At 71.0% G+C, this 26,553-nt stretch carries 26 protein-coding genes; 16 read left to right on the forward strand and 10 right to left on the reverse strand.

Annotated elements, in window-relative coordinates:
* Positions 1–62 precede the first annotated feature (62 nt).
* Together ACIA8K_RS19170 and ACIA8K_RS19175 are read right to left on the reverse strand one after the other, a co-directional pair.
* Positions 63–953 carry an NAD(P)/FAD-dependent oxidoreductase gene (locus tag ACIA8K_RS19170; protein WP_396060691.1) on the reverse strand — a complete coding sequence of 297 codons (891 nt, stop codon included), beginning with the start codon at positions 951–953 and terminating at the stop codon, positions 63–65.
* 264 nt (positions 954–1,217) lie between these two features.
* Complete coding sequence (locus ACIA8K_RS19175) at positions 1,218–2,081, reverse strand: alpha/beta fold hydrolase (protein ID WP_396060693.1); 864 nt, start codon at positions 2,079–2,081, stop codon at positions 1,218–1,220.
* Between the two features lie 153 nt (positions 2,082–2,234).
* Between ACIA8K_RS19175 and ACIA8K_RS19180 the strand changes: the two genes are divergently transcribed.
* From ACIA8K_RS19180 to ACIA8K_RS19195, 4 genes are all read left to right on the forward strand, one after another.
* On the forward strand, positions 2,235–3,434 hold the full coding sequence (locus ACIA8K_RS19180; protein WP_396060696.1) for a cytochrome P450: 1,200 nt from the start codon (positions 2,235–2,237) through the stop codon (positions 3,432–3,434).
* Positions 3,431–3,622, forward strand: a complete 192-nt coding sequence (locus ACIA8K_RS19185) for a ferredoxin (RefSeq protein WP_396060699.1) — start codon at positions 3,431–3,433, stop codon at positions 3,620–3,622. Before ACIA8K_RS19180 ends, ACIA8K_RS19185 begins: the two co-directional genes overlap by 4 nt.
* 96 nt (positions 3,623–3,718) lie before the next feature.
* Positions 3,719–3,904, forward strand: coding sequence for a hypothetical protein (locus ACIA8K_RS19190; protein WP_396060701.1), 186 nt, complete (start codon positions 3,719–3,721; stop codon positions 3,902–3,904).
* Positions 3,905–3,910: 6 nt separating this feature from the next.
* Positions 3,911–4,117: an MmcQ/YjbR family DNA-binding protein gene (locus tag ACIA8K_RS19195; protein ID WP_396060703.1), complete on the forward strand. Its 207-nt coding sequence runs from the start codon at positions 3,911–3,913 to the stop codon at positions 4,115–4,117.
* Here the strand turns inward: ACIA8K_RS19195 and ACIA8K_RS19200 are convergent.
* Positions 4,107–4,490 (reverse strand): nuclear transport factor 2 family protein, encoded by a 384-nt coding sequence (locus ACIA8K_RS19200; RefSeq protein ID WP_396060706.1) that lies wholly within the window; start codon positions 4,488–4,490, stop codon positions 4,107–4,109. The genes ACIA8K_RS19195 and ACIA8K_RS19200 overlap by 11 nt on opposite strands.
* Positions 4,491–5,336: 846 nt before the next feature.
* Entirely contained in the window at positions 5,337–6,446 is a 1,110-nt protein-coding gene (locus ACIA8K_RS19205) for an alcohol dehydrogenase catalytic domain-containing protein (RefSeq protein WP_396060708.1), read from the reverse strand.
* Between the two features lie 217 nt (positions 6,447–6,663).
* Here ACIA8K_RS19205 and ACIA8K_RS19210 point away from each other — a divergent pair, with 217 nt between their 5' ends.
* Together ACIA8K_RS19210 and ACIA8K_RS19215 are read left to right on the forward strand one after the other, a co-directional pair.
* On the forward strand, positions 6,664–8,298 hold the full coding sequence (locus ACIA8K_RS19210) for a cellulase family glycosylhydrolase (RefSeq protein WP_396060711.1): 1,635 nt from the start codon (positions 6,664–6,666) through the stop codon (positions 8,296–8,298).
* Between the two features lie 128 nt (positions 8,299–8,426).
* Positions 8,427–8,558 (forward strand): hypothetical protein, encoded by a 132-nt coding sequence (locus ACIA8K_RS19215; protein WP_396060713.1) that lies wholly within the window; start codon positions 8,427–8,429, stop codon positions 8,556–8,558.
* 9 nt (positions 8,559–8,567) lie between these two features.
* Here ACIA8K_RS19215 and ACIA8K_RS19220 read toward each other — a convergent pair whose 3' ends face one another.
* A complete protein-coding gene (locus ACIA8K_RS19220; protein WP_396060716.1) occupies positions 8,568–9,026 on the reverse strand; it encodes a hypothetical protein in 459 nt (152 codons plus the stop codon).
* Positions 9,027–9,116: 90 nt separating this feature from the next.
* Here ACIA8K_RS19220 and ACIA8K_RS19225 point away from each other — a divergent pair, with 90 nt between their 5' ends.
* The 4 genes from ACIA8K_RS19225 to ACIA8K_RS19240 all read left to right on the forward strand — a co-directional run bounded on the left by ACIA8K_RS19225 (position 9,117) and on the right by ACIA8K_RS19240 (position 15,108).
* Positions 9,117–9,677: a 2Fe-2S iron-sulfur cluster-binding protein gene (locus ACIA8K_RS19225; RefSeq protein WP_396060718.1), complete on the forward strand. Its 561-nt coding sequence runs from the start codon at positions 9,117–9,119 to the stop codon at positions 9,675–9,677.
* On the forward strand, positions 9,674–10,666 hold the full coding sequence (locus ACIA8K_RS19230; RefSeq protein WP_396060721.1) for an FAD binding domain-containing protein: 993 nt from the start codon (positions 9,674–9,676) through the stop codon (positions 10,664–10,666). Before ACIA8K_RS19225 ends, ACIA8K_RS19230 begins: the two co-directional genes overlap by 4 nt.
* Positions 10,663–12,735 (forward strand): xanthine dehydrogenase family protein molybdopterin-binding subunit, encoded by a 2,073-nt coding sequence (locus tag ACIA8K_RS19235; protein ID WP_396060724.1) that lies wholly within the window; start codon positions 10,663–10,665, stop codon positions 12,733–12,735. The genes ACIA8K_RS19230 and ACIA8K_RS19235 overlap by 4 nt, the downstream gene beginning before the upstream one ends.
* 195 nt (positions 12,736–12,930) lie before the next feature.
* Complete coding sequence (locus ACIA8K_RS19240; protein WP_396060726.1) at positions 12,931–15,108, forward strand: Ig-like domain-containing protein; 2,178 nt, start codon at positions 12,931–12,933, stop codon at positions 15,106–15,108.
* A gap of 60 nt (positions 15,109–15,168) precedes the next feature.
* Here the strand turns inward: ACIA8K_RS19240 and ACIA8K_RS19245 are convergent, their stop codons facing one another.
* Positions 15,169–15,291 (reverse strand): hypothetical protein, encoded by a 123-nt coding sequence (locus ACIA8K_RS19245; RefSeq protein WP_396060728.1) that lies wholly within the window; start codon positions 15,289–15,291, stop codon positions 15,169–15,171.
* A 108-nt stretch (positions 15,292–15,399) separates the two neighbouring features.
* On the opposite strand from ACIA8K_RS19245, the gene ACIA8K_RS19250 reads away from it, so the two are divergent.
* On the forward strand, positions 15,400–15,870 hold the full coding sequence (locus ACIA8K_RS19250; protein WP_396060731.1) for a hypothetical protein: 471 nt from the start codon (positions 15,400–15,402) through the stop codon (positions 15,868–15,870).
* Positions 15,871–15,922: 52 nt separating this feature from the next.
* Here the strand turns inward: ACIA8K_RS19250 and ACIA8K_RS19255 are convergent, their stop codons facing one another.
* Positions 15,923–16,513: a cytochrome P450 gene (locus tag ACIA8K_RS19255; RefSeq protein ID WP_396060734.1), complete on the reverse strand. Its 591-nt coding sequence runs from the start codon at positions 16,511–16,513 to the stop codon at positions 15,923–15,925.
* A gap of 172 nt (positions 16,514–16,685) precedes the next feature.
* Entirely contained in the window at positions 16,686–17,474 is a 789-nt protein-coding gene (locus ACIA8K_RS19260; RefSeq protein WP_396060736.1) for an SDR family NAD(P)-dependent oxidoreductase, read from the reverse strand.
* A 61-nt stretch (positions 17,475–17,535) separates the two neighbouring features.
* Between ACIA8K_RS19260 and ACIA8K_RS19265 the strand changes: the two genes are divergently transcribed.
* From ACIA8K_RS19265 to ACIA8K_RS19280, 4 genes are all read left to right on the forward strand, one after another.
* On the forward strand, positions 17,536–18,720 hold the full coding sequence (locus ACIA8K_RS19265) for a zinc-dependent alcohol dehydrogenase (RefSeq protein ID WP_396060739.1): 1,185 nt from the start codon (positions 17,536–17,538) through the stop codon (positions 18,718–18,720).
* Between the two features lie 88 nt (positions 18,721–18,808).
* Complete coding sequence (locus ACIA8K_RS19270; protein WP_396060741.1) at positions 18,809–22,807, forward strand: SpoIIE family protein phosphatase; 3,999 nt, start codon at positions 18,809–18,811, stop codon at positions 22,805–22,807.
* Positions 22,804–23,097 carry an STAS domain-containing protein gene (locus ACIA8K_RS19275; protein WP_396060743.1) on the forward strand — a complete coding sequence of 98 codons (294 nt, stop codon included), beginning with the start codon at positions 22,804–22,806 and terminating at the stop codon, positions 23,095–23,097. Before ACIA8K_RS19270 ends, ACIA8K_RS19275 begins: the two co-directional genes overlap by 4 nt.
* Before the next feature lie 127 nt (positions 23,098–23,224).
* On the forward strand, positions 23,225–23,620 hold the full coding sequence (locus ACIA8K_RS19280; RefSeq protein ID WP_396060746.1) for an SRPBCC family protein: 396 nt from the start codon (positions 23,225–23,227) through the stop codon (positions 23,618–23,620).
* 229 nt (positions 23,621–23,849) lie between these two features.
* Here ACIA8K_RS19280 and ACIA8K_RS19285 read toward each other — a convergent pair whose 3' ends face one another.
* A complete protein-coding gene (locus ACIA8K_RS19285) occupies positions 23,850–24,596 on the reverse strand; it encodes a class I SAM-dependent methyltransferase (RefSeq protein WP_396060748.1) in 747 nt (248 codons plus the stop codon).
* Between the two features lie 153 nt (positions 24,597–24,749).
* Here ACIA8K_RS19285 and ACIA8K_RS19290 point away from each other — a divergent pair, with 153 nt between their 5' ends.
* Positions 24,750–25,121: a YciI family protein gene (locus tag ACIA8K_RS19290; protein ID WP_396060750.1), complete on the forward strand. Its 372-nt coding sequence runs from the start codon at positions 24,750–24,752 to the stop codon at positions 25,119–25,121.
* 1,238 nt (positions 25,122–26,359) lie between these two features.
* Here ACIA8K_RS19290 and ACIA8K_RS19295 read toward each other — a convergent pair.
* A partial coding sequence (locus ACIA8K_RS19295; protein WP_396060753.1) for a hypothetical protein occupies positions 26,360–26,553 on the reverse strand: 194 nt, incomplete at its 5' end.

The raw sequence follows: 26,553 nt of genomic DNA on the forward strand, positions 1-26,553 counted from the left end.
CGAGCAGTGCTCGGGCCACGGCCCGGCCGGACAGCCAGGCGGTCTGGGCGCGGTGCCGCCGATTATGCGAGCAGTGCTCGGGCGACGGCACGGCCGGACAGCCAGGCGGTCTGGACGCGAGGACGCCCGAATGCGTCGCCGCACAGCCAGACGCGGCCGTCCTGGGCGTAGGGAGCGTCGGTCGGCTCGGGCTGGGCGTAGGTCCAGCGGTGCACGTCGACCCGGGGCGTGGCGGCGAGTCCGAGCAGCTCGGCGACGGCCGCGGCCAGGATCGGCCCGGCCTGTTCCGGTGCGGCGAGGTGGCGGGCCGCAAGTGCGGCAGTCGAGTGGGCGACAAGCACCGGGGCGCGGTCGCCGCGGCGGTCCCCGTCGTCGCAGACGGTCGCGAGCACGGGATGCTCGTTGACGAATGCGCCGCGCAGATCATCCCACCCGCGTTCCGGATAGGTGAGCACGGCGGCGATCACCGGCTGCCAGGTCTGCGCGTTCGCGGCCGCGACGATCCCCGGCGGTGGGTCGAGGCGCACGGCCTGCGGTCCCGGCATGGCGAGTACCACCGCGTCCGCGTCCGCCGGCACCTCGCCGACCTGGGTGGACAGCCGCACGTCAAGCCCGTCCGCGAGATCGGCGGCAAGCGACCGCAGTCCGCCCGGTGCGGCCCAGCGCACCGGCCCGGTCGTCTTCTCACCACCCGGATAGACCCGCAGCGTGTCCGTCCAGGCTCGGGCCAGCCCGCGCGCCTCCCACGACCCGGCCTGCGCCGCGAACTCCGCATCGTCCGCGACGAAGTAGGCCGCCCCGATGTCCGCGTACCGCCCGTCGTAGCGCTTGCTGGCCAGCCGCCCACCGACCACCCGCCCGCGCTCCAGCACCCGCACCCGGGCACCGCCCTCCACCAGCGCCCGCGCACACGCCAGTCCGGCGATCCCGGCTCCCACCACGACAACATCCATGATCGCGACCCTACCGAGCTTCCGCCGCAGAGCCCGCCGAGACGGCTCGTCATCACCTGGAGTACTGCACGGCGGGGCCACCCGCCAACCCCTGTTTCGCGCCGGACATCAGTTCGCCCGCACGCATCCGCCCGTGAGCGTGGTGCACGCCCTGGGGTGTTCCCGGCCCCGGCGGGGCTGGAGCCCGCGGGAGCGTGCGGGCGGGACCGCCCACTGAGTGGGAAGAAGGATTGTGAGGTCTTGGTCTGGGGGTTGGTCGTCGGGTCAGGCGGTGGCGAGGGGGGCGATGATGGCGTCGGCCTTGGTGAGGAGGGAGAGGTGGCCCTCGCCGGGGAGGAGGTGGGTGGTGGCGCCGGTGACGTGGGTGGAGAGCCACCGGCCGTGGCCGAACGGGACCATGCGGTCCTGGTCGCCCTGCCAGATGGCGACGGGGACGCGCAGGGTGTCGAGGGGGAAGCCCCAGTCGGAGACGAAGGCGAGGTCGTCCTCGCGCCAGCCGGCGATGCCCTGGGCGACGGCGGTACGGGAGGCGGCGGCCAGGTAGTCGGCCATGCCGGAGCGGAGGGCGGACTGGTCCACGTCGGAGAGCAGGTCGCCGAAGGCGGTGATGACGTCGTGGGGGCGGACGTCGATCAGGCCGGTGGCGGCGTCGGTGAGGAACTCGTCGAGTGGGGCGGTGCCGCGGAAGGCGGCGCCGAACTCGGCCAGGTTGTCGTCGCCCATGCCGGCGAGCCAGTCCAGGCCGGGGGCGCCGAACGGGGCGACGCCGGCGATGGTGGCGGCGGCCCGGCAGCGGTCCGGGAGGAGTGCGGCGCAGGCCAGGGCGTGCGGGCCGCCACCGGACCAGCCGACGGTCACGAAGTCGTCGGCGCCGAGCGCGTCGAGGAGCGCGGCCACGTCCGCAGCGATGTCGGCGACGCGGCGGCCGGGCTTGCTGGTGCTGCCACAGTAGCCGGGGCGGTTGGGCATGACCAGGCGCAGGCCGTGCCGGATCGCGGCGTCGGCGAGCGGGCGGTAGACGACGCCGCCCGCCGGGGTGCCGTGGTGGAAGATGAGCGGGCGTGCGTCGTCCGGGCCCTCGGTCAGGTATTCGAGGGTGCGGCCGTCGGCAAGCGCGATCTTCTCCACGACCGGAGCCTAGCCGCCGAGGAACGCGCGCGGGTCGCCCGCCGGACCGGCTGCGTCTACTCCTGACGGTTGTCAAGCGCCCGGCCAGGGCATATCGACCTTGGGCGACGAAGCGTAGCGTTCGGAGGCGGTTACTCACCGTGGAGGTCTCCGATGACGACGCTGCCCATGATGCCGCTTCCCCATGAGGAGCGAGACCCGTTCGATCCCCCTGCCGAATACGCGGACCTGCGCAAGGACGGCCGGATCGTCAGGGTCACCACGCCGACCGGGCTGGGCGCCTGGCTGGTCTCCGACTACCCCACGATCCGGCAGGTGCTCGGCGACGGGCGCCGGTTCTCGGTGCGGGCCGGGCAGGCCGCGCACGTGTTGGGCGGGTTCGACCCGGATGCCCCGATCGGCGGGTTCTCGCAGATGGACGGGCCGGAGCACGTACGGATCCGGCGCAACTTCGCACCACAGGTCACGCACGCGCGCCGGCTGGCCGAGCTGAAGCCGATGGTCGAGCGGATCACGGACGAGGCGATCACCCGGATGCTCGCCTCACCGGAGCCGTACCCGCTGCACACCGAGTTCTCGACAGCTGTCACCACCGCCGTGATCGCTGAGCTGATCGGCGTACCCCCGGAGAAGTACGGGCTGCTCCAGGACGCGGCGTACTCGCTGTTCGCGACCGGCACCACCCCTGCCGAACTGCGCGTCGCGCTCGCGCCACTGTTCGAGTACCTCCACGGTGAGGTCGCACAGCGCCGGTCCGCCCCCGGCGACGACATCCTCAGCCGCATGATCACCCACAGCGCGGACAGCGACCGCCCGCTCACCGACACCGAACTGGTCCTGATGAACGCGGCACTGCTGATCGCCGGCTTCGACACCACCGCTTCGATGATCACCTACGGCATGGTGGCGCTGCTCAGCGACAGGTCCCGCTGGGAACGGCTCTGCGCGGACCCGGGCCTGGCCGCGTCGACGGGCGAGGAACTGGTCCGCTACCTGGCCGTCGGCGTCGGGCTGCTGCGCCAGGCCACCGAGGACCTGACGCTCGGCGGGCAGAAGATCGCGGCCGGCGAGTTTGTGGTCGTCGCCGTCCAGTCCGGCAACCGCGACACCACGGTGCTGCCGGACGCCGGCACGTTCGACCCGGCCCGACCGATCGGCCCGCACCTCGGCTTCGGCCACGGCGCGCACGCCTGCGTCGGCCAGCACATCGCACGGATGGAGTTGACCACAGTGCTCGGCGCGCTCGCCACCCGCGTACCAGGCCTGCGCATCGCGGTGCCGCTCCAGGACGTCGTCTGGAAGAAGGACTCCGTGGTCCGCGGCCCGGCCGAGCTGCCGGTCGCCTGGTCATGAACGTCACCGTCGACCACGACCGCTGCATCGGTGCGGGGCTGTGCGCGTTGACAGCCCCGGCCGTCTTCGACCAGGACCCGGAGGAGGCGGTGGTGGTGCTGCTCGACGAGACCCCGCCGGAGGAGGCGCGGAGCGCGGTCGCGCAGGCGATGGACCGCTGCCCGGCCGGGGTCATCCACCTGCGATGACGGCCGTATCACGGTGATCCGCGGGCCGCCGCGTCATAGGCTTCCGGGCATGACGACATGGTTGATCACCAGCGGGATCAGCGTGAGGGCCGGACTGTGAGCCACCCGATCATGTTCGACGACGCCGATCCGGTGCTGCGCCGGGTGCGTGAGATCGCGCTCGCGTTCCCCGACGCAGCCGAGAAGGTCTCGCACGGGCGGCCCGCGTTCTATACGACCAAGGTGTTCGCGTACTACGGCGGCTCGGTCAAGGTGGACGGCGTGTATCGACAACATCAGTAGTCGATCATGGTGCTGACCACGCCGGACGAGCGGGCCGCGCTGCTTGCGGGTGCGGGGTCGTACGCTCCCGCCTACCTGGCCCCGTACGGCTGGGTCGGGGTGGACCTCACGGCGGACGTGGACTGGGCCGAGATCACCGAGCTGCTCGACGCCAGCTACCGCCTCACCGCCGGCCCGCGCCGGGTAGCCCGCCTCGACGCCGCTATGCGCTGATCCGGGCCATCGCCATCGGGTTCTGATATTCGCGCCAGCGGGCGATGCGCCCGTCGCGGACGGTCAGGACCGCGATGAACGGCGCGGTGCCCTGGCGCCCCGCGGCGGTCCCGGTGAGCTCGTATTCGACGACGATCGTGTCCGGGTCGGTGGTGTCATGAATCGCTGTGACGTGGCATTCGTCGATGCGGACGGGGAAGGCCGCGCGGGCCGGGTTGGCGAACGCGAGCCAGGCATCGCGCCCCTCGATGCGGGCCGGGTTGCCGAACGGCATCTCCATGATGACATCGTCGGCCAGTAGATCACCGGTGAGCGGCCCGGACCGGCCGAACCACTCCTGCTGCATGCGGGCGAAGATCTCGCGCGGGGTCATGACGGCTCCTCGTGCCTCGGTTAAAATGAGTCGCGACTCATGATTGACGACAAAGGCCAGACTTGTCCAGGAGGGTCATGAGGTGGGATCCGTTCACCACGGTGCGGCGCACGCTCTGGATCAGTCCGCAGCGCAGCGGCGGCGAGAGGGCGACCTTGGCACGGTTTGGCGCGGTTAAGCGCCCACAGTTCACGACGTAGCCGCCGTCTGTCCCGCGTTACCGCAGCCCCGCCTCGTAAGCCGCCTCAATCGCGACGGGATCGCCCAGTCCGGGCCGGCCACCATCGGGTCAGTGGTGGTCCCCGCAGCGGCTTGATCGCAACCGGCGCGAGCACGTTCCTCCGCGTGCCCCCGCCCGCCTTAAGGATCATTCAGTGGTACGAAAGATAGGTCCACTTCGCCGATGACCATGCTTTTCGTACCACTGAATGATCCTTAAAGCGGGCGACGGCGTGGTATGTCCTGTTTGCCCTGGTGGGAGTGTCGCTGGGTGCTGGGCAGCCGACCCGGCGTTGCCCGGTCGCCTCCGCAGCCGACCACGTCGCGGGGCGTGGAGACTGGCTGGCGAGCCCACCTCATGCAGGGCGCCCTCATTGTCGTGATCGCGGTGCAGCTTGCGGCTCTGGTCTCGTCTTCACTCTGTCCGCACCGAGCCCGCTCAGCCGCCACTGACTCGAATCCCGTCCTCGATGCCGCTCTCCAATTGTCCACGGTGGTCTGCGGCGGAGCGGATAGACCGACCGGGGGTTGACCGTGTGGGCGCGGGACCGGAGGGGAGGAGCCCCTGGGCGACGACCGGTGCCCGCGGGAGCGTGCGGGCAGTTGGTGCGGCGTGAGTGGGTCGATCTATAGGGTCGGGTTTATCAGGATTTTGGCGTGGTTGCCCGGGGTGGCGAGGAGGTCGAAGGCGGCCGGGAGCGCGTCGAGCGGGATGACGTCGGTGATCAGTGGGCGGGGGTCGAGGCGGCGGCGGGCGAGGAGGTGGAGGGCGTCGTGGAACTCGGGTGGGGCGTAGCCGGAGGAGAAGCGCAGGTCGATCTCCTTGTTGCTGGCCATGGTGGGGCGGAACGTGTCCGGTTGCATGCAGACGCCGACCACGACGACGCGGGAGCGGATCGGGGCGTTCGTGATGATCTGTTCGATGATGCCGGGCAGGCCGACGCATTCGAAGATGACCGGGCCGCGCGGGGAGGCCGCACGCATGACGGCCTGCCAGGGGAAACCTGGGACGCGGCGCAGGGTACGGAGCGCGGTGAGGGCGGCGCGGAAGAGTGTCGGGGCGTCGGTGGCGAAGCCGAGGCCGGGCCAGGGATCTTCCGGGGCTGAGGTGGCGCCGCAGGCCAGGGCGAGTGCGCGGCGGCCGGGGGTGAGGTCGGTGGCGATGATGCGGCGGACGCCGGAGGCCTTGAGCATCAGGATGACGGCGAGGCCGATCGGGCCGCAGCCGATGACGACGGCGGTGTCTCGGCGGGTGACTGCACCGCGGTTGACGGCGCGGCGGGCGACGGAGAGCGGTTCGGTAAGCGCGGCCAGGTCAGGTGGGACGTGGCGGGGGACCGGGAACGTGGCGGCCTCGTCGACCAGGACGTATTCGGCGTAGGCGCCGGGTGCGTGGGCGGACAGTCCGGTCAGGTGCACGTCGCGACCGTGTTGGATCATCGGGACCGAGACGACCGCGCGCCCTTGTGGCCAGCGCCTTCGGCAGTGCGGGCCGTAGGCGTCAATCGTGCCGGTGAACTCGTGACCCATGATCACGCGCTGGTCGTGGCGCATGAAGCCGGTGTAGCCGATCTCGGCCGTGGCGTCGGCCGCGAGGTCGGCGTGGAAGCGGGCGTGCAGGTCGGACCCGCAGATGCCGGCGCGGGTGACGCGGAGGCGGATCTGGCCGGGTCCGGGTTCGGGGGTGGGGACGTCTGTGACGCTGAGGACGCCCTTCTCGGTTATCACGGCGCGCATGACGCCATTGTGGACCGGTCGATGACATGATCGATTAAGTCTCCGAAACTTTCCAGACATTTCGGCGTTCGCTGTGGTGGTTTACGGCGATTCGCCTGTCAAGACATTGACTAACGTCGACGTCTGGCGTAGAAAGTTTCTGCGTGGGATCGGGCTTCGTTTCGGCCGCGGGGGAAGGGCAGACCCCCGATCAACGGGTACGACGAAGAGGATTCCGATGAGGAGAATGATCGCGATCGCGGTCGCCGGGCTGATGCTTGCCTGCGGACTGACCGTCACAGGCGTGGCGTCTGCCGCTGCGGGCAGAAGCCCGCAGGCCACGGTCGCCGCGATGCAGCCGGGGTGGAACCTTGGCAACACGCTCGACGCCATTCCGGATGAGACGGCGTGGGGCAATCCGCGCACCACGCGGGCGCTGCTGCGGCATGTGCGCGCTCAGGGGTACAAGAGCATCCGCATCCCGGTGACCTGGAGCAACCATCATGGCCCTGGCCCGGACTACACGATCGATCCGGTCTGGCTGGCCCGGGTCCGCGAGATCGTGGACCTGTCGCTTGCCGAGGGCCTGTACGTGATGGTCAATCTGCACCACGACTCCTGGCAGTGGATCAACGCCTATCCGGCGGGCGATGTCGAGGATCGATATGCCGCGCTGTGGACGCAGATCTCGGCTGAGTTCCGGGACCACTCGGCGAAGCTGGTGTTCGAGAGCATCAACGAGCCGCAGTTCACCGCCCAAGACGACTACGCCTCGCTCGCCACGCTCAACGCCCGTTTCGTCCGGCTGGTCCGGGCGAGTGGCGGCAACAACGCCACCCGCCTGCTTGTGCTCCCGACGCTGTACACGAGCGCCGACCAGGCCCGGCTCGACGCGCTGAGCGCCGAGTTCGACGCGCTCGACGACCCTAACCTGGCCGCGACAGTGCACTTCTACGGCTACTGGCCGTTCAGCGTCAACATTGCCGGCGGCACCCGCTACGACGCCACTGTCGAACAGGACCTGATCGGCACGTTCGACCGGGTCCGCACCTCGCTCGTGGACCGCGGCATCCCGGTCATCATCGGCGAGTGGGCGCTGCTCAGCTGGGACCACACCCGCCCCGGCATCATCGAACGCGGCGAGTTCCTGAAGTTCCTCGAGGCGGTCGGCTACCACGCCCGCCTCCGCGGCCTGACCACGATGCTCTGGGACGCCGGCCAGTTCCTCGACCGCACCACGCTTGCCTGGCGCGATCCCGGCGTCCACGCCATGATCAGATCGAGCTGGACCAGCCGGTCCGGCACCGCCGCCTCCGACCAGATCTGGGTTCCCCGCGGCACCCCGGTCACCGCGCGGCAGCTCACGCTCAACCTCAACGGGCTGGCCTTCCGCGGCCTGTGGCACAACGGTGTCGCGTTGTCCCGCGGCGCCGACTACACGGTGTCGGGCACTGTGGTGACGCTTACCGCCGCCGCGCTGACCCGCCTCGTCGGTAGCACGATCGAGGCCCGTTTCTCCGCGGGCGTGCCGTGGCCGCTGCAGGTTCGCGGCCATGAACCACCCACCCATCAACCCTCCGCGGGTACGACGGGCGCGCTCACCATCCCGACCGCGTTCGGCGGGGACCAGCTCGCCACGATGGAGGCGCGCTACGCGGACGGCGGCAACGCCGGGCCGGCGAACTGGACGTCGTACAAGGAGTTCTGGACGCACTTCCAGCCGGACTACACCGCAGGCACGATCGTGCTGAAGCCGGAGTTCTTCGCCGAGGTGAACGACGGCGCGGTCACGCTCACGTTCCACTTCTGGAGCGGCGCGCGGACCACATATCACCTGGTCAAGAGCGGTACCGCGGTGACCGGTACGCCGTAGTGAACTAGTGCGCAGGCGGCGGGTCAGGTCGCCTGCGCACAGTCCTCAGGTCCGGCGCTCGGCTGCCGATCAACGGACCGCGCGAACCACGCCCAGAACTCCCCGGGCCTTCGCGAAAGGAGCATCCGATGGTCAAGCGCTTGACGGCCCTCGTCGTCCTCGTCCCGCTCGTCGTGCTCACCCTCATCTGGATGCGCGGCAACGAAGAACGCCTCGGCGACCAGACCAGCCAGATGATCTGCTCCCTCCGCCCCTGCTGACCCGGCCGGTCAGGACGCGGCTGCCGCTGCCGCCTGCTGGTTCCACATGGTGATGACGACGCCGATCACGAACACCTGGACCGGGGGTGGCAGGGTCGGCAGGTCGGCGGTGATCGTGGTCTGCCAGAAGCCGGAGCGGCGGACGATTCCGCGCGGGCCGGCGTCGTCGTGGAGTTCCTGGTTGCCGCTCCAGAAGGACTGCCGGCGGAAGTGGTAGGTGTGGCCGCCGGCCTCGACCGTCCACCGCTTGCGGCCGACGCGGGTGGCGGTGGCCAGGATGCGTTCCTGGTCGTCGGTCATGGTGAACAGGTTGCGCCAGCCGCTTGTGCGCACCCGGTAAGGGTGGCCGTCGAGGACGAAGTCGCCGCCGCTACGCCAGAACGAGACGTCCCAGGTGGTCAGCTCCCGGCCGTCGGCGTCGATGCGGTAGCCCTTGCCCCAGAAACCTGTCTTCGTGACGCTAAGCATTCCCTCACTGTAGGAGAGCCCGGCAAAGCGGGTTTCGGGCGGTGTTAGGCGGGCACTTCGGGACGAATACGAACTCTCGAGGGGGCGCAGGTGGCGATCGCATTTTCGCTTGAGGTCAACGGGGAGCGGCGGGATCTCGTCGTGGACCCGCGGACCACGCTTCTCGATGCGCTGCGTGAGCATCTGGACCTGACGGGGGCGAAGAAGGGGTGTGACCACGGTCAGTGCGGCGCGTGCACGGTGCTGCTTGACGGCCGCCGGGTCAACAGCTGCCTGATCCTGGCGGTCACCCAGCGTGACGCCAGCGTGGTGACGATCGAAGGGCTCGACCACCCGGTGCAGCAGCGGTTCCTGGAGCATGACGGCTTCCAGTGCGGCTACTGCACGCCAGGACAGATCTGTTCCGCGGTCGGGATGCTCGACGAGACGGCCAAGGGCTGGCCGAGCGCGGTCACCGTGAGCGACACACCGGAGCTCGACGACGCGGAGATCCGGGAGCGGATGAGCGGCAACCTGTGCCGTTGCGGCGCCTACGCGAACATCGTCCCGGCGATCTCCGCGGCAGCGGCGCCCACTGCGGCAGCGGCGCCCACTGCGGCAGCGACACCCACTGCGGCAGCGACACCCACTGCGGCCGGGGCGGCACGATGAGGGAGTTCGCCTACCACGAGGCGGCCGACGTGCAGGGTGCGGTCGCGACGCTGTCGAAGGACCCCGAAGCGGTGTTCATCGCCGGCGGTACGAACCTTGTCGACCTGATGAAGCTCGGCGTCGCCACGCCCGGCGCGCTCGTCGACGTGGCCCGGCTGCCACTTCACGACGTGACCGAGCTGCCGGACGGCACGCTGCGGATCGGCGCGATGGTCCGCAACAGCGACCTGGCCGCGCACCCCGAGGTCCGCCGCCGCTACCCGATGCTCAGCCAGGCGTTGCTCGCCGGCGCGTCCGGCCAGCTGCGGAACATGGCCACCACCGGCGGGAACCTGCTGCAGCGTACCCGCTGCCGGTACTTCCAGGACACGAGTCAGGCCTGCAACAAGCGGGCGCCCGGCACCGGCTGCCCGGCCCGCGACGGCGAGCACCGCAACCTGGCGATCCTCGGCGCGTCCGAGTCGTGCGTGGCCACCCATCCGTCGGACATGGCGGTCGCGCTTGCGGCGCTCGGCGCGGTCGTGCACGTCAGCAACCCGGGCGGGGACCGGCGGATCGCCGCGGACGAGCTGCACCGGCTGCCGGGGGAGCGGCCGGAGCGGGACACGGTGCTCGACCGCGGCGACCTGATCACGGCGGTGGACCTGCCGCCGCTCGACACGGCGCGGAACTCGGCCTACCGGAAGGCGCGGGACCGGGCGTCCTACGCGTTCGCCACCGGCTCGGTCGCGGCCGCTCTGACGATCGACAACGGCATGATCGAGGGGGTACGCCTCGCGTGGGGAGCTGTCGCGCACAAGCCCTGGCGTGCGCACCTCGCGGAGGAGGCGCTTCTCGGCGGCCCGGCCACGCGGGAGGCGTTCCTCGCCGCGGCGGACGCGGAACTGGCCGCCGCCGAGCCGCTCCGGGACAACGCGTTCAAGATCCAGCTGATCCGGAACATGACCGCCGCCACACTCGGCGCGCTGGCAGAGGGGCAGGACCGATGACTGACACGCTGCCCGGGCGGGCGCTCGGCACGCCGCTCGGCCGGATCGAGGGCCCGGCGAAGGTGACCGGCACGGCGAAGTACGCGGCCGAATACCAGGTGGCGAACGCGGCCCACGCCTGGATCGTGCAGTCCCCGGTGGCGCGCGGCGTGCTGCGCTCGGTGGAGGCGGACCCGGCGCTTGACGGCGTGCTCGCGGTGCTCTGGCACGGGAACGCGCCGGAGCTGCATGAGGGGGACGATCCGGAGCTGTCGGTGCTGCAGTCGGAGCGCATCTCGTACCGTGGCCAGGTTGTCGCCCTGGTTGTCGCGGAGACGCTTGAGACGGCGCGCCGGGCCGCGCAGTCGGTGGTGCTCGACATTGCTGAGGAACCGCACGACGTGGTGCTGCGCGCGGACCACCCGGACCTCTACGTGCCGGAATCGGTCAACGCGGGCTTCCCGTCCGAGACCGCGCAGGGTGACGTGGACGCCGCGCTCGCCGCCGCGCCGGTCACTGTGGACGTCACCTATACGACGCCGCCGCTTCACAACAGCCCGATGGAACCGCACGCCACGATCGCGGTGTGGGACGGGGACGAGGACCTGACGCTCTACGACTCGAACCAGGGGCCGTGGGCGATCGCGTCAGGCGTGGCGACGGTGCTCGGGCTCGATCCGGCCCGGGTGCGGGTGGTCGCGGAGCACGTCGGCGGCGGCTTCGGCTCCAAAGGCAGCGCGCGCCCGAACGCGGTCCTGGCCGCGATGGCCGCCCGGCTGGCCGGCCGCCCGGTCAAGCTGGTGCTGCCCCGTCAGGCGCTGTTCAGCATCGTCGGTCATCGCACCCCCACCATCCAGCGGCTACGTCTCGGCGCGGACCGCGACGGCCGGCTGACCGCGATCTCGCACGACTCGATCTCGCAGTCGTCGCGGCTTTTCGAGTTCGGTGAGCAGAGCTCGGTCGTCACCCGGCACATGTACGCGGCGGGGAACCGCTACACCGGCCACCGCATCGTCCGGCTGGACATGCCCACGCCCCGCTGGATGCGCGCGCCCGGCGAGGCGCCCGGCATGGTGGCGCTCGAGTGCGCGATGGACGAGCTTGCCGTCGCGCTCGACCTGGACCCGATCGAGCTGCGCGTCCGCAACGAGCCGCCCGCCGAGCCGGAGTCCGGCACGCCGTTCACCAGCCGAAACTACCTGGCCTGCCTGCGCGAGGGCGCTGAGCGGTTCGGCTGGGCGGACCGTGACCCGCGCCCCGCGCAGCGCCTCGACGGCGAGTGGTGGGTCGGCACCGGCGTGGCAGGCGCCACCTATCCCGCGATGGCGCAGCCGTCCACGGCTAAGGCCCGCCGTCTGCCGGACGGCCGGGTGGAGGTGCTTGTCGCGGCCACCGACATCGGCACCGGTGCGCGTACCGTGCTCACCCAGATCGCTGCGGACGCGCTTGACCTGCCGGTCTCCGCGGTCACGGTCCGGATCGGCGACACCGAGCTGCCGAAGGCGCCCGTGGCCGGCGGCTCGTCCGGCACCGCGTCCTGGGGCTGGGCCGTCGACGGCGCCTGCCACAAACTGCGCGAATCCGGCGGCGACGAGGCGGAGTTCGACACCACCGAGCTGCTGAAGGATCGCGGCATGGAGGGCCGGCACGCCTACGGCGCCCACTTCGCGGAGGTACGCGTCAGCGCCGTCACCGGCGAGGTCCGGGTGCCCCGGCTGTTCGGCATGTACGCCGCCGGCCGCATCCTCAACCCGCGCACCGCCCGCAGCCAGTTCATCGGCGGCATGACCATGGGCCTGGGGATGGCGCTGCACGAGGAGGCGGTGCTCGACCCGCACACCGGCACCTGGGTCAACCACGACCTAGCCGACTACCACATCCCCGTGCACGCCGACGTGCCGTCAGTGGACGCCGCCTGGATCGACGAGGAGGACGGCGACCTCAACCCGATGGGCAGCAAGGGCGTCGGCGAGATCGGCATCGTCGGCTCGCCCGCCGCGATCCTCAACGCGATCTGGCATGCCACCGGGGTACGCGTCCGCGACCTGCCCGCCCGGATGGACCGGATCCTGCCGCACCTGCCCGGATGACGCGAACGAGTCATATCCGATAGCGGGCCATGCGCGGCTTCCGGGAGGTGCGCGGCTTCCGGGGTCATGCGTGGGGATGCGCGGACGCTGGGTGAACACGTAATCCCGTGCGAGCCCGGTCGAAGCGGTATCGCGGGGCGGCGGGGCGGGCCGGAGCTGTGCGAGCGTGGGCCTCCCCGGCTCCGAGGAGCGCTCATGCAGTCCCGCCGCCTCGCCCCCGTCCTTGCTCTGACCTGTGTGGCCGTGTTCGTGGCCGTGCCGGCGCAGGCCGCCGCGTTCGCGCTGAAGGTCAACTTCTCGGACGCGGCGACGGCACCCCCGACCGGCTACCTGCGCGACTTCGGCGAGGCCTTCACCACCACCCGGGGGTACGGGTGGGTGGCGCTCGGCACGACCACGCCGCTGTCGCTCGTCGGCAACGGGCGCAACCGCGGGACCGGGCAGCCGGACGTGCGGCTGGCCACGCTGATGCACGCGCAGGCGCCGAGCGGCGTGACCACGCCGGGCAGCTGGGAGGCCGCCGTGCCGAACGGGGTGTACACGGTCACTGTCGCCGCCGGGGACGCGGGCACGGCTGTGGACAGCGCGCACTGGGTGAGCATCGAGGACCAGAACGCGGTGGCCGCGTTCGTGCCGACCGCGTCGGTCAAGCACGCGACAGCGACCAGGACCGTCACCGTCACGGACGGGCGGCTCACGCTCAGCCCGGCGAGCGGCACGAACACCAAGCTCAACTATGTGGACATCGCGAGCGTGGACACGGCCGCGGCGCCGTCCGTGCGCACAAGCACCCCGGCCAACCTCGCGACCGGGGTGCCGGTCACCGCGAGCGTGGTGGAGGATCTGCGGCTGCCCGGCGGCGGCGTCGACCCGGCCACGCTCACCTCAAGCTCGGTCACGCTTACCCGGGTCTCGGACGGGGTGGCGGTCGCGGCCAACCCGATCACAAGCGGCGGCGGTGACGTGATCAACCTGTCGCCGAGCGGGCCGCTGCAGCCGTCCACGCTGTACCGGTTCTCGGTGACCGCGCAGGTGCGGGACGTGGCCGGGCGCGCGTTCCAGCCGTATTCGATCGTGTTCCGCACCGGCACCGGCGGGGGTACGGGCGGGCCTGTCGCGTTCACGAAGACTGTCGGGGTGGCCACCGGCGCGTCGTTCACCTCGGTCGTCGTGGGGCCGGACGGGCGCCTCTACGCGGGCACGCTCGACGGGCGGATCTTCCGGTTCCCGATCAACGCGGGCGGGACGCTCGGCACGGCCACGGTGATCGACACGGTGCGGGACCACGCGGTCACGGCCGGGCTGGGCGGCGCGCCGAACCGTACCGTGATCGGCCTGGCCTTCGACCCGGCGTCCACGGCTGCCGCGCCGGTTTTGTGGATCACCGACAACTACCAGTTCGCCGGCACGCTCAACGTGCCGGACTGGTCAAGCCACATCGCCAGGCTCAGCGGCCCGGACCTGAGCGTCTACACAGACGTGGTCACCAACCTGCCCCGGTCCGTCAAGGACCACGAGACGAACTCACTCGCGTTCGGGCCGGACGGCGCGCTCTATGCCACCCAGGGCGCGAACAACGCGATGGGTGCGCCGGACTCGACCTGGGGCAACCGGCCGGAGCGGCTGCTGTCCGCCGCGGTGCTGCGGCTGAACGTGTCCGCGCTCGGCACGCTCCCGATCGACGCCGGCAGCACCTACGACCCGTATGCGGCTGGTGCGCCGCTGACCCTCCACGCCACAGGTGTCCGCAACGCCTACGACCTGGTCTGGCACTCGAACGGGCACCTCTACACGCCGACGAACGGCTCTGCGGCCGGTGGCAACACGCCCGCCACCCCGTCGCCGCTGCCGGCCGCCTGTGCGCGCCGCGGCTACACCGCCCCCACCGTGCCCGCCCTGACCAACGTCGGCACCGCGGAGACCGACTACGTCTTCGACGTGAAGGCCGGCCGCTACTACGGGCATCCGAACCCGGCCCGCTGCGAGTGGGTGCTCGCCGGTGGCAACCCCACCACCGCGGTGGACCCGTTCGAGGTCCCCGGCTACCCGGCCGGCACGCTCCCCGACCCGAACCTCGACCTCTCCGGCGTGTACGACGCGGGCCTGCACGCCTCCGCCAACGGCGTGATCGAGTACCGCGGGACCGCATTCGGCGGCGCGCTGCGCGGGAAGCTGCTCATCGTCCGCTACTCGTCCGGGCAGGACATCCAGACGTTCGACGTGGCGACGAACGGCACGCTCAGCAACCGCACCACAGGGATCACCGGCCTGACCGGCTTCAGCCAGCCGCTCGACGTCACCGAGCACGCCGGCAACCTCTACGTCACCGAACTCGGCGCGAACCGGATCACCCTTCTGACACCACAGCCCTGAGGCCGCGCCTCAGCACGCCCGGCACGGCCCACGCGACCGCCATGTCGTGGGCGCGCCTGATCATTTGACGAACAGGTTCGCGCCGACCGTGCAGAGCACCGACAGCAGGATCGACGCCAGAATCATCGACAGACAACCAAGTCCGCCGCCGAGCGGCCGGACCTCCACGTTTCCGATTCTCATTGGCTCCTCTTACCCGGACCTGACAGGCATCAATCAATGGCATTCGGGGGTACGGCGTGCGCCGGCCGGGTCGCGTTTCGCCGGCGACCAGCCGGGTAAGCGGCGCAAATGCGAGTTTCAGCCCTGGTCCTGCGTTCTTTTCTGCTCGGCGTCGCCTCCGGGGGGCGCAGCATGACCGGCCTGGCCGCGGCCGCCCTCACCACCCGGCCCGGTGAGCTGCCGGGCGGCATCGCCGCGCTCACCGGAGCCAAGGCGCGCGGCCTGGTGGTGGCCGGCGCGCTCGGCGAACTCGCCGCGGACAAGCTCCCGAACGCGCCGAGCCGGCTGACCCCGCCGTCACTCGCGGCGCGCATGCTCGCGGGCGCCGGATCAGCGGGGGTGTTGGCGGCCCGGGAGAACGTCACGCCGGTCGGATATCTGCTCCCTACCGCGGCCGGTGCGGCGGGAGCCCTTGTGGGAAGCGTCGCCGGTGCCCGCTGGCGCGCGATCGCCGGCGGCTACGGATGGCCCTCGCCGGCCGCGGCCCTTGTGGAGGACGCGGCGGTGGTGGGCCTCGCCGCCGCTGTCACCCGCAGGTGAACCGGGCCGTCGGCCGTTCCCTGCCGTCACGGCAGGGAACGCTTCCGGCTGGTCAGGCTGACGGTGTGGCGGGCACTCGGAGGATCATGCGGCTGCGGGGGAGTGTCGGGATCCGGCGCAGGGGGATGTGGAGATCCTGCGGCGGGACCGTGCGATCCAGGTCTGCCAGGCGGGTCGCGAGCTGGGACATCAGCGTCACGGTGATGTCCTCGCCGGGGCAGCGGTGCAGGGCCGGGTCGCCACCGCCCTGCGGGATGAGATCGTTCTGGCCGGGCTCGCGGTCGAGGAACCGCTGAGGTGCGAACCGGTCCGGTTCCGGCCAGAGGAGCGGGTCGTGGTTCTGGCCGTGGATGTCGAGCAGGACGAGTGAGTTCTCGCGGATGTCGTGGCCGGCGTAGCTGAGCGTCTTCGCGGCTCGTCCGCCGACGAACGGCGCGAACGGATAAAAGCGCCGGACCTCGTGCGCGAACGCCCGCGCGTAGTCCGCGCCGCCGTCCCGCAGAGCCCGGCGCTGCTCCGGCCAGCGGTGCAGCGCGTGCGCCATGAACGTGACGAACCAGGAGACGGCCGCGGTCGGGCGGATGATGTTGAGCAGTTCCACGGCCGCGATGCCGGCGGACATGGCGGGCTCGCGCGCCACCACGTCGCACACCGAGCCCTGCGGGACCGGGACGCTCCCGTCCCGTACCCCCGTGATCAGCTTTGTGAAGTGTCGTTCCTGGCGGCCACGGGCGCGGCGGGCCCGCCGCGCCCGTGGCCCTGGAGCGCGGTGACGCCCGGTACGCGGGCGAGCCGGGGCAGCAGGGAGTAGCCGATCACGCCGAACCCGGTTCGGCCATCTTGGCGTGCATCGCGGCCTTCACGCTGTCCGGCATGATCTTGCTGGCCGCGCCCTGGGCCTTTGTCGACAGCGACCCGGCGACCACCTTCTCCTTGCCCTTGAGCAGCGCCTCGATGCCCTGCTTGGCGACCACGGCCGGGTCGTCCTTGGAGCCGGCGCCGACCCGGGTGTCGTCCATCTCCGCACGGTGGAAGAAGTTCGTGTCGGTCGGGCCGGGCATCAGCGCGGTCACTGTCACGTTCGTCTCGCTCAGTTCGGCGCGGAGCGCCTCGGCGAACGACTGGACGAACGACTTCGACGCGTTGTAGACCGCCTGGTACGTGCCGGGCATCATCGACGCGACGGACGAGGTGAACAGCACGCCACCGGCGTCGCGCGCGACCATGGCCGGCAGCACGCGCTTGGCCAGGTGGACTGTGGAGGTGACGTTGACGTCGATGACGTTCAACTCCTCGCGCAGGTCGGTGCCGCCGACGAACTCGCCGCCGATGCCGCGGCCCGCGTTCAGCGCAAGCACGTCGACGTCGCGGCCGGTCGCCCGGATCGCGGCCCACACCTGCTCGACGCCCTCCGCGGTGGCGAGGTCCGCGCGGACGTCGGTGACCTCGGAGACGCCGTCGCGCCGCAGGTTCGTGGCGGCCTGGGCGATCTCCGCATCCTCGGCGGTGATCAGCAGGTCGTAGCCGCGGGAGACCAGATCCCGGGCCAGCTCGTATCCGATGCCACTTGACGCGCCGGTGATCACTGCGAACGGTTTACTCATCTCCGTCGGTTGCCCCGCAAACGCAGGGTTAACCCCCTGGATCCAGGGCACCCGATGAAGCATGCGAGCACTGACCTGGCAAGGAACCGGCAACGTGTCGGTGGAGACTGTTCCGGACCCGATCATCGAACAGCCCACCGACGCGATCATCAAGGTCACCTCGACTGCGATCTGCGGCTCTGATCTGCACCTGTACGACGTGCTCGGCATGTACCTGGACAAGGGCGACATCCTGGGCCACGAGCCGATGGGCATCGTGCAGGAGGTCGGCCCCGAGGTCACGCACATCAAGGCGGGCGACCGCGTGGTGATCCCGTTCAACATCTCCTGCGGACATTGCTTCATGTGCTCCCGCGGCTTCTTCGCGCAGTGTGAGACCACGCAGGTCACGGAGCACGGCAAGGGCGCCTCGCTGTTCGGCTACACGAAGCTGTACGGCCAGGTCCCCGGCGGCCAGGCCGAGTTCCTGCGCGTACCGCAGGCGCACTTCGGCCCGATCGCGGTGCCGGAGGGCCACCCGGACGAGCGGTACCTGTTCCTCTCCGATGTGCTCACCACGTCCTGGCAGGCCGTGCAGTTCGCCGACGTGCAGAAGGGCGACACCGTCCTGGTCACCGGCCTCGGCCCGATCGGCCAGATGTCCGCGCGGATCGCCCGCCACCTCGGCGCGGAGCTGGTGATCGGCGTGGACAGCGTGCCCGAGCGGCTCGCCATGGCCCGCCGGCACGGCATCGTGACGATCGACGACACCGAGATCGACGACGTCCCGGCCGCGGTGCTCGAGCTGACCCACGGCCGCGGCGCGGACAGCGTGATCGAGGCGGTCGGCATGGAGGCGCACGGCACCCCGTTCCAGGCGGCGGCGATGACCGCGGCCGGGATGCTCCCGGACGCGCTCGCCCGCAAGGCGATCGACACGGTCGGCGTGGACCGGATGGGCGCGTTGCGCACCGCGTTCGCCTCGGTGCGGCGGGCCGGCACCGTCTCGATCGTCGGCGTGTACGGCGGCCAGGCCGACCCGATCCCGATGATGGACCTGTTCGACAAGGGCGTCACCCTGCGTATGGGGCAGGCTCACGTTCGGCGCTGGTCGGACGACATCCTGCCGCTGCTGACCGGCGACGACGACCCGCTCGGCGTCGACGATCTGGTCACCCACCGCCTCCCGCTCGAGCAGGCTCCGCACGCCTATGAGATCTTCAAGAAGAAGGAGGACGGCTGCATCAAGGTCGTGCTCAAGCCCTGACGAGGTAAACCCATCGGACGACCAGCGCGCCGTACACCCCGGAGCTGAGTATCCTCATGGACATTCCGGACCGGGAGAACGTAAGACGATGACAGAGCGTGTGTTCGTCGGCGACGTCGGCCGCGACCTCGCCGCGGTGGCGTGGGACGCGACGCCGCTGGGACAGCCGGAAAGCTGGCCGCAGAGTCTCCGGACCGCGGTCAGCATCCTGCTGTCCTCGCGGTTCCCGATGTGGATGGCATGGGGCCCTGACCTCACGTTCTTCTGCAACGACGCGTACCGGCGGGACACGCTCGGCCGCAAGTACCCGTGGGCGCTCGGCCGGCCGGCAAGCGAGGTGTGGGCGGAGATCTGGGACGACATCGGCCCGCGGATCGAGACCGTGCTCTCCACCGGCGAGGCGACCTGGGACCAGGATCTGCTGCTGTTCCTGGAGCGGTCCGGCTACTCCGAGGAGACCTATCACACGTTCTCCTACAGCCCGCTCCGCGACGACGCGGGCGCGCTCGTCGGCATGCTGTGCGTGGTCACCGAGGACACCGAACGGGTGATCGGCGAGCGGCGGATGGCGACGCTTCGCGACCTCGGCTCGGATCCGAGCGCGATCCGTACCGTCGAGGAGGTGCTGGCCTTCACCAGCGCGCAGATCGGGCGGAACCTGCGCGATCTGCCGTTCACGCTCACCTACCTGTCGTCGGACGAGGAGCCCAGGCTGGCCGCGGCCACCGGCATCGAGGGCGGCCTCCCGGTCGACCCGCCGGCCGGCAGCGAGTCGGTCCTTGTCGAGTTGGACGGCGACCTGCCCACCGGCGACTGGGACCAGCCGCCGACCCAGGCGCTCGTGGTGCCGCTGCTGCAACAGGGCGGCGAGACCTACGGCTTCATGGTCGCCGGGCTGAACCGGTTCCGGGCGCTCGACGAGGGCTACCGCGGCTTCGTCGAGCTGGTCGCCGGGCACGTCGCCACCGGGATCGCAAGCGCGCGCAGCTACCAGGCGCAGCAGCGGCGGGCCGAGGAACTGGCTGAGCTGGACCGGGCCAAGACCGCGTTCTTCTCCAACATCAGTCACGAGTTCCGTACCCCGCTGACCTTGATCATGGGTCCGGTGGAGGACCTGCGCGCCCGGCTCGGCGCCGGCGACGCGGATCTCGCGGTCATCCACCGCAACGCGCTGCGCCTCGGCAAACTCGTCAACACGCTCCTCGACTTCTCCCGCATCGAAGCCGGGCGCATGCAGGCCCGGTACGAGCCGGTCGAGCTCGCCGCCGCCACCGCGGAGCTGGCAAGCGTCTTCCGGTCCGCGATCGAGCGGGCCGGGCTGGCGCTCGAGGTGTACTGCCCGCCGCTGCCAGAGCCGGTCTACGTCGACCGCGGCATGTGGGAGAAGGTGATCCTGAACCTGCTCAGCAACGCGCTCAAGTTCACCTTCACCGGCCACGTGCGCGTCGAGGTCCGGGCCGAGGGCGGCCGCGCGGCCGTCACGGTCGCGGACACCGGCATCGGCGTGCCGCCCGACGAACTCCCGCGGCTGTTCGAGCGGTTCCACCGCATCGAGCACGCCCGGTCCCGGTCCAACGAGGGCAGCGGCATCGGGTTGGCGCTGGTCAAGGAGCTGGTCGAGCTGCACGGCGGCACGATCACCGGAAGCAGCGCGCTCGGCGAGGGCACCACGTTCGAGATCCGGCTGCCGTTCGGCGCCGACCACCTGCCGGCCGACGCGCTGGCCCCGGCCGGCAGCACGGCCGGACTCACAGACACCTCCGACCCGTACGTGGAGGAGGTGTCCCGGTGGCTGCCCGCCGCCGCCGTGCAGACGGAGGACTCCACCCAGCCGACAGTGCTGATCGCGGACGACAACGCGGACATGCGCGACTATTTGACTCGGCTGCTGGAGTCCGCCGGGCACCACGTGCAGTCAGTGCCGGACGGCCAGGCCGCGCTTGAGGCCGCACGCCGCCGCCGGCCCGATCTGATCGTCAGCGACGTGATGATGCCGCGGCTGGACGGGCTGCAACTCGTCGCCGCACTGCGCGCCGACCCCCGGACCGCGGGCACGCCGGTGCTGCTGCTCTCCGCGCGCGCCGGGCAGGAGGCCTCGATCGAGGGCCTGGAAGCCGGCGCGGACGACTACCTGGTCAAGCCGTTCTCCTCCGCGGAGCTGCTCGCCCGGGTACGCGGCAACCTCAAGCTCGCCCGGCTGCGCAACCACCACGCCCGATGGCGTACCGCGCTTATCGACTCGCTGCAGGAGGCCTTCTTCGTCAGCGACGAGAACGGCGCCATCATCGAGATCAACTCCACGTTCACCGACATCCTCGGGTACGGCCCGGAAGGGCTGCCCTACCCGGCGGTGCACCCCTGGTGGCCGGACCGGGACGCGGACCCGGAGGGACACCGGCTTGTCGAGGCCGCGTTCGGCATGCTCATCGAACACGCCCGCGGCTCGTACACCATTCCCGTCCGGCACCGTGACGGCCACCGGCTGTGGGTCGCGGCCGCGTTCAACCAGGTCCAGGACCCGGACACCGGCAGCCGTGTCATCGTCGGCACGTTCCGTGACGTCACCGCCCAGCACTACGCGGTCCAGCGGGACAGCGCGCTGGCGGCCCTCAGCGTGCGCCTGTCCCAGGCGGACAGCGTGGACGGCGCGCTCCGCGGCGTACTCCCGGTGCTCCGTGATCTGTGGCGGGCCGCCGAGGTCTACGCGGTCGTGTTCGGCAGCGCAGGCACCCCCGTCGTGGTCGCGGCCGAGCCGCACCGCCGCTGGGACTCGCTGCCCGAGGACCGTCGCGCCCAGCTGACCTCGATGCGCCACACGCCGCTGCTCACCCCGGTCGCCGAGGATCTGGCCGGCGCCGGCATCACGCTCGAACACCCGGACGGCACCATGATCCTCTGGGTCGACATGGCCGAGCGGCGGCCGTTCACCCAGCAGGACCAGACGCTGCTGGCACTGCTCGCCGGCCACCTCGGCCAGGGCCTGCACCGCATCCACCAGATCGACCTCCAGCGGGAGACCGCGCTCGCGCTGCAACGCGCCATCCTCGGCCCGGCCCAGCTGCCGGCCGGCTTCGAGGTCCGCTACGTGCCCGCCACCCGGCCGCTCAAGGTCGGCGGCGACTGGTACGACACGGTCGCGCTTCCCGACGGCCGGATCGGCATCGTGGTCGGCGACTGCGTCGGGCACGGACTCGAGGCCGCCACGGTCATGGGCCAGGTCCGCAGCGCCTGCCGCGCGCTGCTGCTGCAGAACATGGACCCGGCCGCGACGCTCACCGCGCTCGACCGGTTCGCCACGCAGCTGCCCGGCGCCATGTGCACCACTGTCTTCTGCGGCGTGCTCGACACCGAGACCGGCGAGCTGCGCTACGCGAGCGCCGGCCACCCGCCCGCGATCGTCACCCACCGTACCGGCGAGACGGACCTGCTCGACCAGGGCCGGTCCCGTCCGCTCGGCGTACGCGGCGGCGGCGACCGCCCGGAGGCCCGCTACACAGTGCCGGCCCGGGCCACGCTCCTGCTCTACACGGACGGCCTGATCGAACGCCGCCGCCAGGCGCTCACCGCAGGCATAGACCGGGTCAGCGCGCTCGTCCAGCACGGCCGGTCCGCGCCGCTCGAGGAACTGGCCACCGAGGTCATGGAGAGCATGGCGCCGCCGGCCGGCTACGACGACGACGTGGCGCTGCTGCTCTACCGCCACCCCGGCCCGCTCGACCTGGAGTTCCCGGCCGACGCGACCCGGCTCGCGCCGATCCGCTCCACACTTCGCGGCTGGCTCGACCGCTCCGGCGTCGACACCGGCACCGCGCAGAACGTGCTCGTCGCGGCCGGTGAGGCGTGCGCCAACGCGATCGAGCACGGCCATCGCCAGGTGCGCGGGCTGATCCGCCTCAGCGCGCTCGTCACCGCGCACGACGTGCGCCTCGTCATCACCGACACCGGCAACTGGCGCGCCCCACGGCCCGCCGAGACCCCGCACCGTGGCCGCGGCCTTATCCTGATCCGCGCGTTGATGAACGAGGTCACCATCACCACCGGCACGACCGGCACCGTCGTCGGCATGCGAGCGAGGATCCCCGGATGAGCACTGAGCTGACCTTCGCCACCTCAGAACGCCCCGACGGCGTCCTCGTCCTGGCCGTCGCCGGCGAGATCGACATGAGCAACGCCGAGACCTTCGCCGACGCGCTCGCGGACACCCGGCGCGAGGCCGGCACGTTCGTCGTCGACCTGACCCGCGTCGAGTACCTGGACAGCGCGGGGCTCTCCGTCCTGTTTCGACACATCGACCAGATCACCCTTGTCGTCTCGCCGCTCCTCGCCCCGGTCCTGACCATCGCCGGCCTCGACGACCAGACCACGATCAAGAGCTGACCGCTCTTCCCGCTTCCGCGGTGGCCGGGTTCCGCATGCTCCCGCGGGCAACGGTCGTCGCTGGCGCTCCTCCCTGTCAGATCCGTGGGTGGGCACGGAAAACCCGGACGTGGTTTCATCTACGGACATGTCGTCATATGACGTGCGGGCCACCTCGTCCGCCGCACCCCCGGCCGTGTTCTCCCTCCTGACGGACGTGGCGTCCTGGCCGTCCTGGCAGCAGATCAACAAGATCCGGGCGGACGGGGAGACCTGGGTGGTGGGGGACCGGCCGACCACAATCATCAGGATCGACGAGGTCGTGCCCGACCAGCGGCTCACGTATGTCGAGGTGTCCGAGACACTCTGGCGCCGCTACCGCTCGACGATAGACCTCACGCCGGCCGCCGATGGGGGCACCGACATCCGGTGGCACGCCACGTTCGAGAGCCGGCCGCGCGCGCTCGACGGCTTCTGGCGCTGGTACCTGCGGAAGGACATGCAGAAGAACGTGGACGCACTGGCACTGCGGGCCGCCGGGTGACGGCGGCGCTTCCTGTTCCGTCGGTCCGCGCTGATTGCTGATGTGCCGCTTAACAGGAATGTGGGCGCGCTGGCGCTGCGGGCCGCAGCGCTTCCTGTTCCGTCGGTCAGTCCGCGGTGATCGCTGATCCGCAGCTCAACGCGGATCCTGTCGCATGGGTCAGTCCGCGTCGACCGATCGCTCCGGGTGGCGGCCGGAGCGGACCAGCTACGCGATCACCGACGACGGGTCAGCGGTCCGGGTCGGCGCGGAAGCGCAGCACGCCTGTGAGCATCGGGAGCGTAAACTCGCCGTCGGCGGTCTCCGGCCTGGAAGCGAGGAACGCGCGGATCCGTCCGAGCGCGGCCTCCCGATCCCCGGCCGGCATGACAAGCATTCCCGCACGGGTGGCCAGCGTCGCCACCAGAGAGTCGGCGGTGCGGCGCTGGCCGTGCGGGAAGGCGGCGGTCTCCGGTGGCGCGAAGCCTGTGGCGGTCGCGGGCAGGTGGCCGGCGGGCCAGGTGGAGAGCGTGTCGCGGGGTCCGATGGCGGCGCCGCCACTCACCCGTGCCAGCGCGGCGACCCAGGGGACGCGGTCATCCATGACATTCCACAGGCCGGCCAGGACACCACCGGGGGTGAGCACCCGGACGATCTCCGGGCCGGCTGTACTCATGTCGAACCAGTGCATGGCGTTGCCGGCCAGGACGGCTTCAACCGAAGCGTCCGGAAGCGGGATCGACTCCGCGTTGCCCGCGACCGCACGGACGCCGGGCAGCGCGCGGCACAGCTCGGCACGCATCGCCGGGTCGGGCTCCACCGCGGTGACCTGTGCGCCCACGTCGACCAGCGCGGCGGTGAGCTTCCCGGTCCCCGCGCCGAGGTCGAGAACCCGCGAGCCGGGGGCGACCGCGATCGCCCAGCGCACCGCTTCCGCCGCGTAGCCCGGCCGGTGCTCGGCATAGGCAGCCGCCACCGTGCCGAACCGGTCTCCCACCCGGGCAGTCTATCCGCGCGGGTGCGATCGGTGCCGCGGCGTGTTTCGGGGGCCCCGCAGAAAACCGTGGCATAGCGTCGGATCCGGATGGAGCTGTTCGTAGAAGAGGCGTGGGCGGCCGACGGGGTCGCCCGGACTAGGGAGTTCGTAGCCATGACCGAGTACCTGATCTCGTTCGACGCCGGCGCGATGGACCACATTCCCGACGGAGACTGGACCGCGGTGGCCGAGGCGTCGCACGCGGTGGTGCGGGAGGCCATCGACGCCGGCGTCTGGGTGTACGGCGGCGGCCTGGAGCGGCAGCGGGCGAGCATCGTGGGCACTGACGGCCTGGTCACCGACGGCCCCTACCCGGAGACGAAGGAGGTCGTCGGCGGCTTCTCGGTCGTCGACGTGAAGTCCCGCGAGGAGGCACTGACCTGGGCCGCCAAGCTCGCCGCGGCATGCCGCTGCCCCCAGGAGGTCCGCGAACTCCTGCCCGACGAGGAACAGTCCGAGTGGCTCCGCACCATCGGCCGGCGCTGACCACACCCCGCCGGCGCCGGTGCGATGCCACTTTGCCTACTTTGATCTTGAAATTGCTCGGGTCGGGTTGCGAGTTTCTGTACGGATGTCTCCTGCGCAGTGCGGCAGGCGGAGATGGGCGTTTCGCGATGGAGACTTCGCGATGGAGACGAGGTTAGATCTGGTGATCAACGTGAGCTGAGGGGGTATTGGTCCTTGCTGGGCAGTCGCAGGAGCGGGCATCGAAGCGTGAGTGTCGCGAGTGGTTCCGGGAGGTGGACGCCCTCGCGGAAACGCGGGTGTGGCGCGACTACCGCGACAATGGCGGCCAGCCGGGGTGGTTACCGCTGGGCGGTCGCACTTACCGGCGTCGAAGCCGCGTGTCTCGCGGGTGGCTGCGGCAGGTCGGGGCTGTTGCGGAAGGCCGTGTGGGGCGCGGCTGTCGGCTCAGCGGCTGTCGGCTGGGGCGGTCACCGCTGGGCGGTCGCACGAACCGGCACCGAAGCGGGGAGTCTCGCGGATGGTTCCGGTAGGTTCGGCGCCTCGCGGAAGCGCGGGTGTGGCGCGACTACCGCGACAATGGCGGCCGGCCGAGGCGGTCCCCGCTGGGCGATCCCACGAACCAGCGCCGAAGCCGCGCGTCAACGCCGATGGTTGCGGCAGGTAAGGGCTGTTGTGGGGGCGCGGGGACCGCGTCAGCGGCGGCCGGCCGGGGCCTGTAGGTTTTGAGCGGCCACCGGCACTGAAGCCCGGGGGTGCCGCGGGGATGTCGCTGATCTCGGCTCGCGTTTCTCTGGGCCGCTTCGCGCTCGGATGTCGGCCTGTGCTTGTCCCGTTCGCCAGAGTTCGCTGCCGCGCCTGCAGCGCTGGCCTCACCCATGATGCCCGGCGAACTGAATAGTGCCCGGCGCCGTGCGGCGCGGCGACGCACGCCAGTCTGACGTGCCTCGTGCCTCGTGCCCCGTGTCGCACGGAGACTTCGGTGAGATTCCACCCGCGGTAGCACTCAGACCCGCAGATCCCGCGCCACACCCGGCCCGAAGCCGGGAACCGGCGTCCACCCTTCGGGATGCAAGATCGTTGCGTCCCTGGTGGCCCTTATCCCGGTTGGATAAGGGCCACCAGGAACGCAACTATCTTGACTCGGCCTCAGGCAGGCCGCAGGCGAGAGGCGTTATCCGGCATATCGGATGAGCTGGTGATCTACCACCTCAGAACGAGACCGAACCGATCCCGCGCGGCCACGATCAGCTTGCCCATCACCAGATTTTCGGCATCGGTGCCAGTTCTTGCGACACCCACGACCGGTGGCGACCCGGCCAACCGCCGCTGAGGCGACAGCCGCGCCGCACCCGCGCGGTCACGTCCAGCGGCGTGGTGTAAGAGGCGATCATCGCGTTTCCGCTGGTCATGATGTTAGGCGGCGATCTCGGTGATTGTCGTGTGGTCGGTG

The organism is Catenuloplanes sp. NPDC051500 (assembly GCF_044454585.1).
Classification (GTDB): Bacteria; Actinomycetota; Actinomycetes; order Mycobacteriales; family Micromonosporaceae; genus Catenuloplanes.

Bases quoted from the DNA above. Each gene is read 5' to 3' on its own strand.
- ACIA8K_RS19170 (WP_396060691.1), bottom strand. From the start codon at position 953: ATGGATGTTGTCGTGGTGGGAGCCGGGATCGCCGGACTGGCGTGTGCG.
- ACIA8K_RS19180 (WP_396060696.1), top strand. From the start codon at position 2,235: ATGACGACGCTGCCCATGATGCCGCTTCCCCATGAGGAGCGAGACCCG.
- ACIA8K_RS19185 (WP_396060699.1), top strand. From the start codon at position 3,431: ATGAACGTCACCGTCGACCACGACCGCTGCATCGGTGCGGGGCTGTGC.
- ACIA8K_RS19195 (WP_396060703.1), top strand. From the start codon at position 3,911: ATGGTGCTGACCACGCCGGACGAGCGGGCCGCGCTGCTTGCGGGTGCG.
- ACIA8K_RS19200 (WP_396060706.1), bottom strand. From the start codon at position 4,490: ATGACCCCGCGCGAGATCTTCGCCCGCATGCAGCAGGAGTGGTTCGGC.
- ACIA8K_RS19205 (WP_396060708.1), bottom strand. From the start codon at position 6,446: ATGCGCGCCGTGATAACCGAGAAGGGCGTCCTCAGCGTCACAGACGTC.
- ACIA8K_RS19210 (WP_396060711.1), top strand. From the start codon at position 6,664: ATGAGGAGAATGATCGCGATCGCGGTCGCCGGGCTGATGCTTGCCTGC.
- ACIA8K_RS19215 (WP_396060713.1), top strand. From the start codon at position 8,427: ATGGTCAAGCGCTTGACGGCCCTCGTCGTCCTCGTCCCGCTCGTCGTG.
- ACIA8K_RS19220 (WP_396060716.1), bottom strand. From the start codon at position 9,026: ATGCTTAGCGTCACGAAGACAGGTTTCTGGGGCAAGGGCTACCGCATC.
- ACIA8K_RS19230 (WP_396060721.1), top strand. From the start codon at position 9,674: ATGAGGGAGTTCGCCTACCACGAGGCGGCCGACGTGCAGGGTGCGGTC.
- ACIA8K_RS19235 (WP_396060724.1), top strand. From the start codon at position 10,663: ATGACTGACACGCTGCCCGGGCGGGCGCTCGGCACGCCGCTCGGCCGG.
- ACIA8K_RS19240 (WP_396060726.1), top strand. From the start codon at position 12,931: ATGCAGTCCCGCCGCCTCGCCCCCGTCCTTGCTCTGACCTGTGTGGCC.
- ACIA8K_RS19245 (WP_396060728.1), bottom strand. From the start codon at position 15,291: ATGAGAATCGGAAACGTGGAGGTCCGGCCGCTCGGCGGCGGACTTGGT.
- ACIA8K_RS19250 (WP_396060731.1), top strand. From the start codon at position 15,400: ATGCGAGTTTCAGCCCTGGTCCTGCGTTCTTTTCTGCTCGGCGTCGCC.
- ACIA8K_RS19260 (WP_396060736.1), bottom strand. From the start codon at position 17,474: ATGAGTAAACCGTTCGCAGTGATCACCGGCGCGTCAAGTGGCATCGGA.
- ACIA8K_RS19265 (WP_396060739.1), top strand. From the start codon at position 17,536: ATGCGAGCACTGACCTGGCAAGGAACCGGCAACGTGTCGGTGGAGACT.
- ACIA8K_RS19270 (WP_396060741.1), top strand. From the start codon at position 18,809: ATGACAGAGCGTGTGTTCGTCGGCGACGTCGGCCGCGACCTCGCCGCG.
- ACIA8K_RS19275 (WP_396060743.1), top strand. From the start codon at position 22,804: ATGAGCACTGAGCTGACCTTCGCCACCTCAGAACGCCCCGACGGCGTC.
- ACIA8K_RS19280 (WP_396060746.1), top strand. From the start codon at position 23,225: ATGTCGTCATATGACGTGCGGGCCACCTCGTCCGCCGCACCCCCGGCC.
- ACIA8K_RS19290 (WP_396060750.1), top strand. From the start codon at position 24,750: ATGACCGAGTACCTGATCTCGTTCGACGCCGGCGCGATGGACCACATT.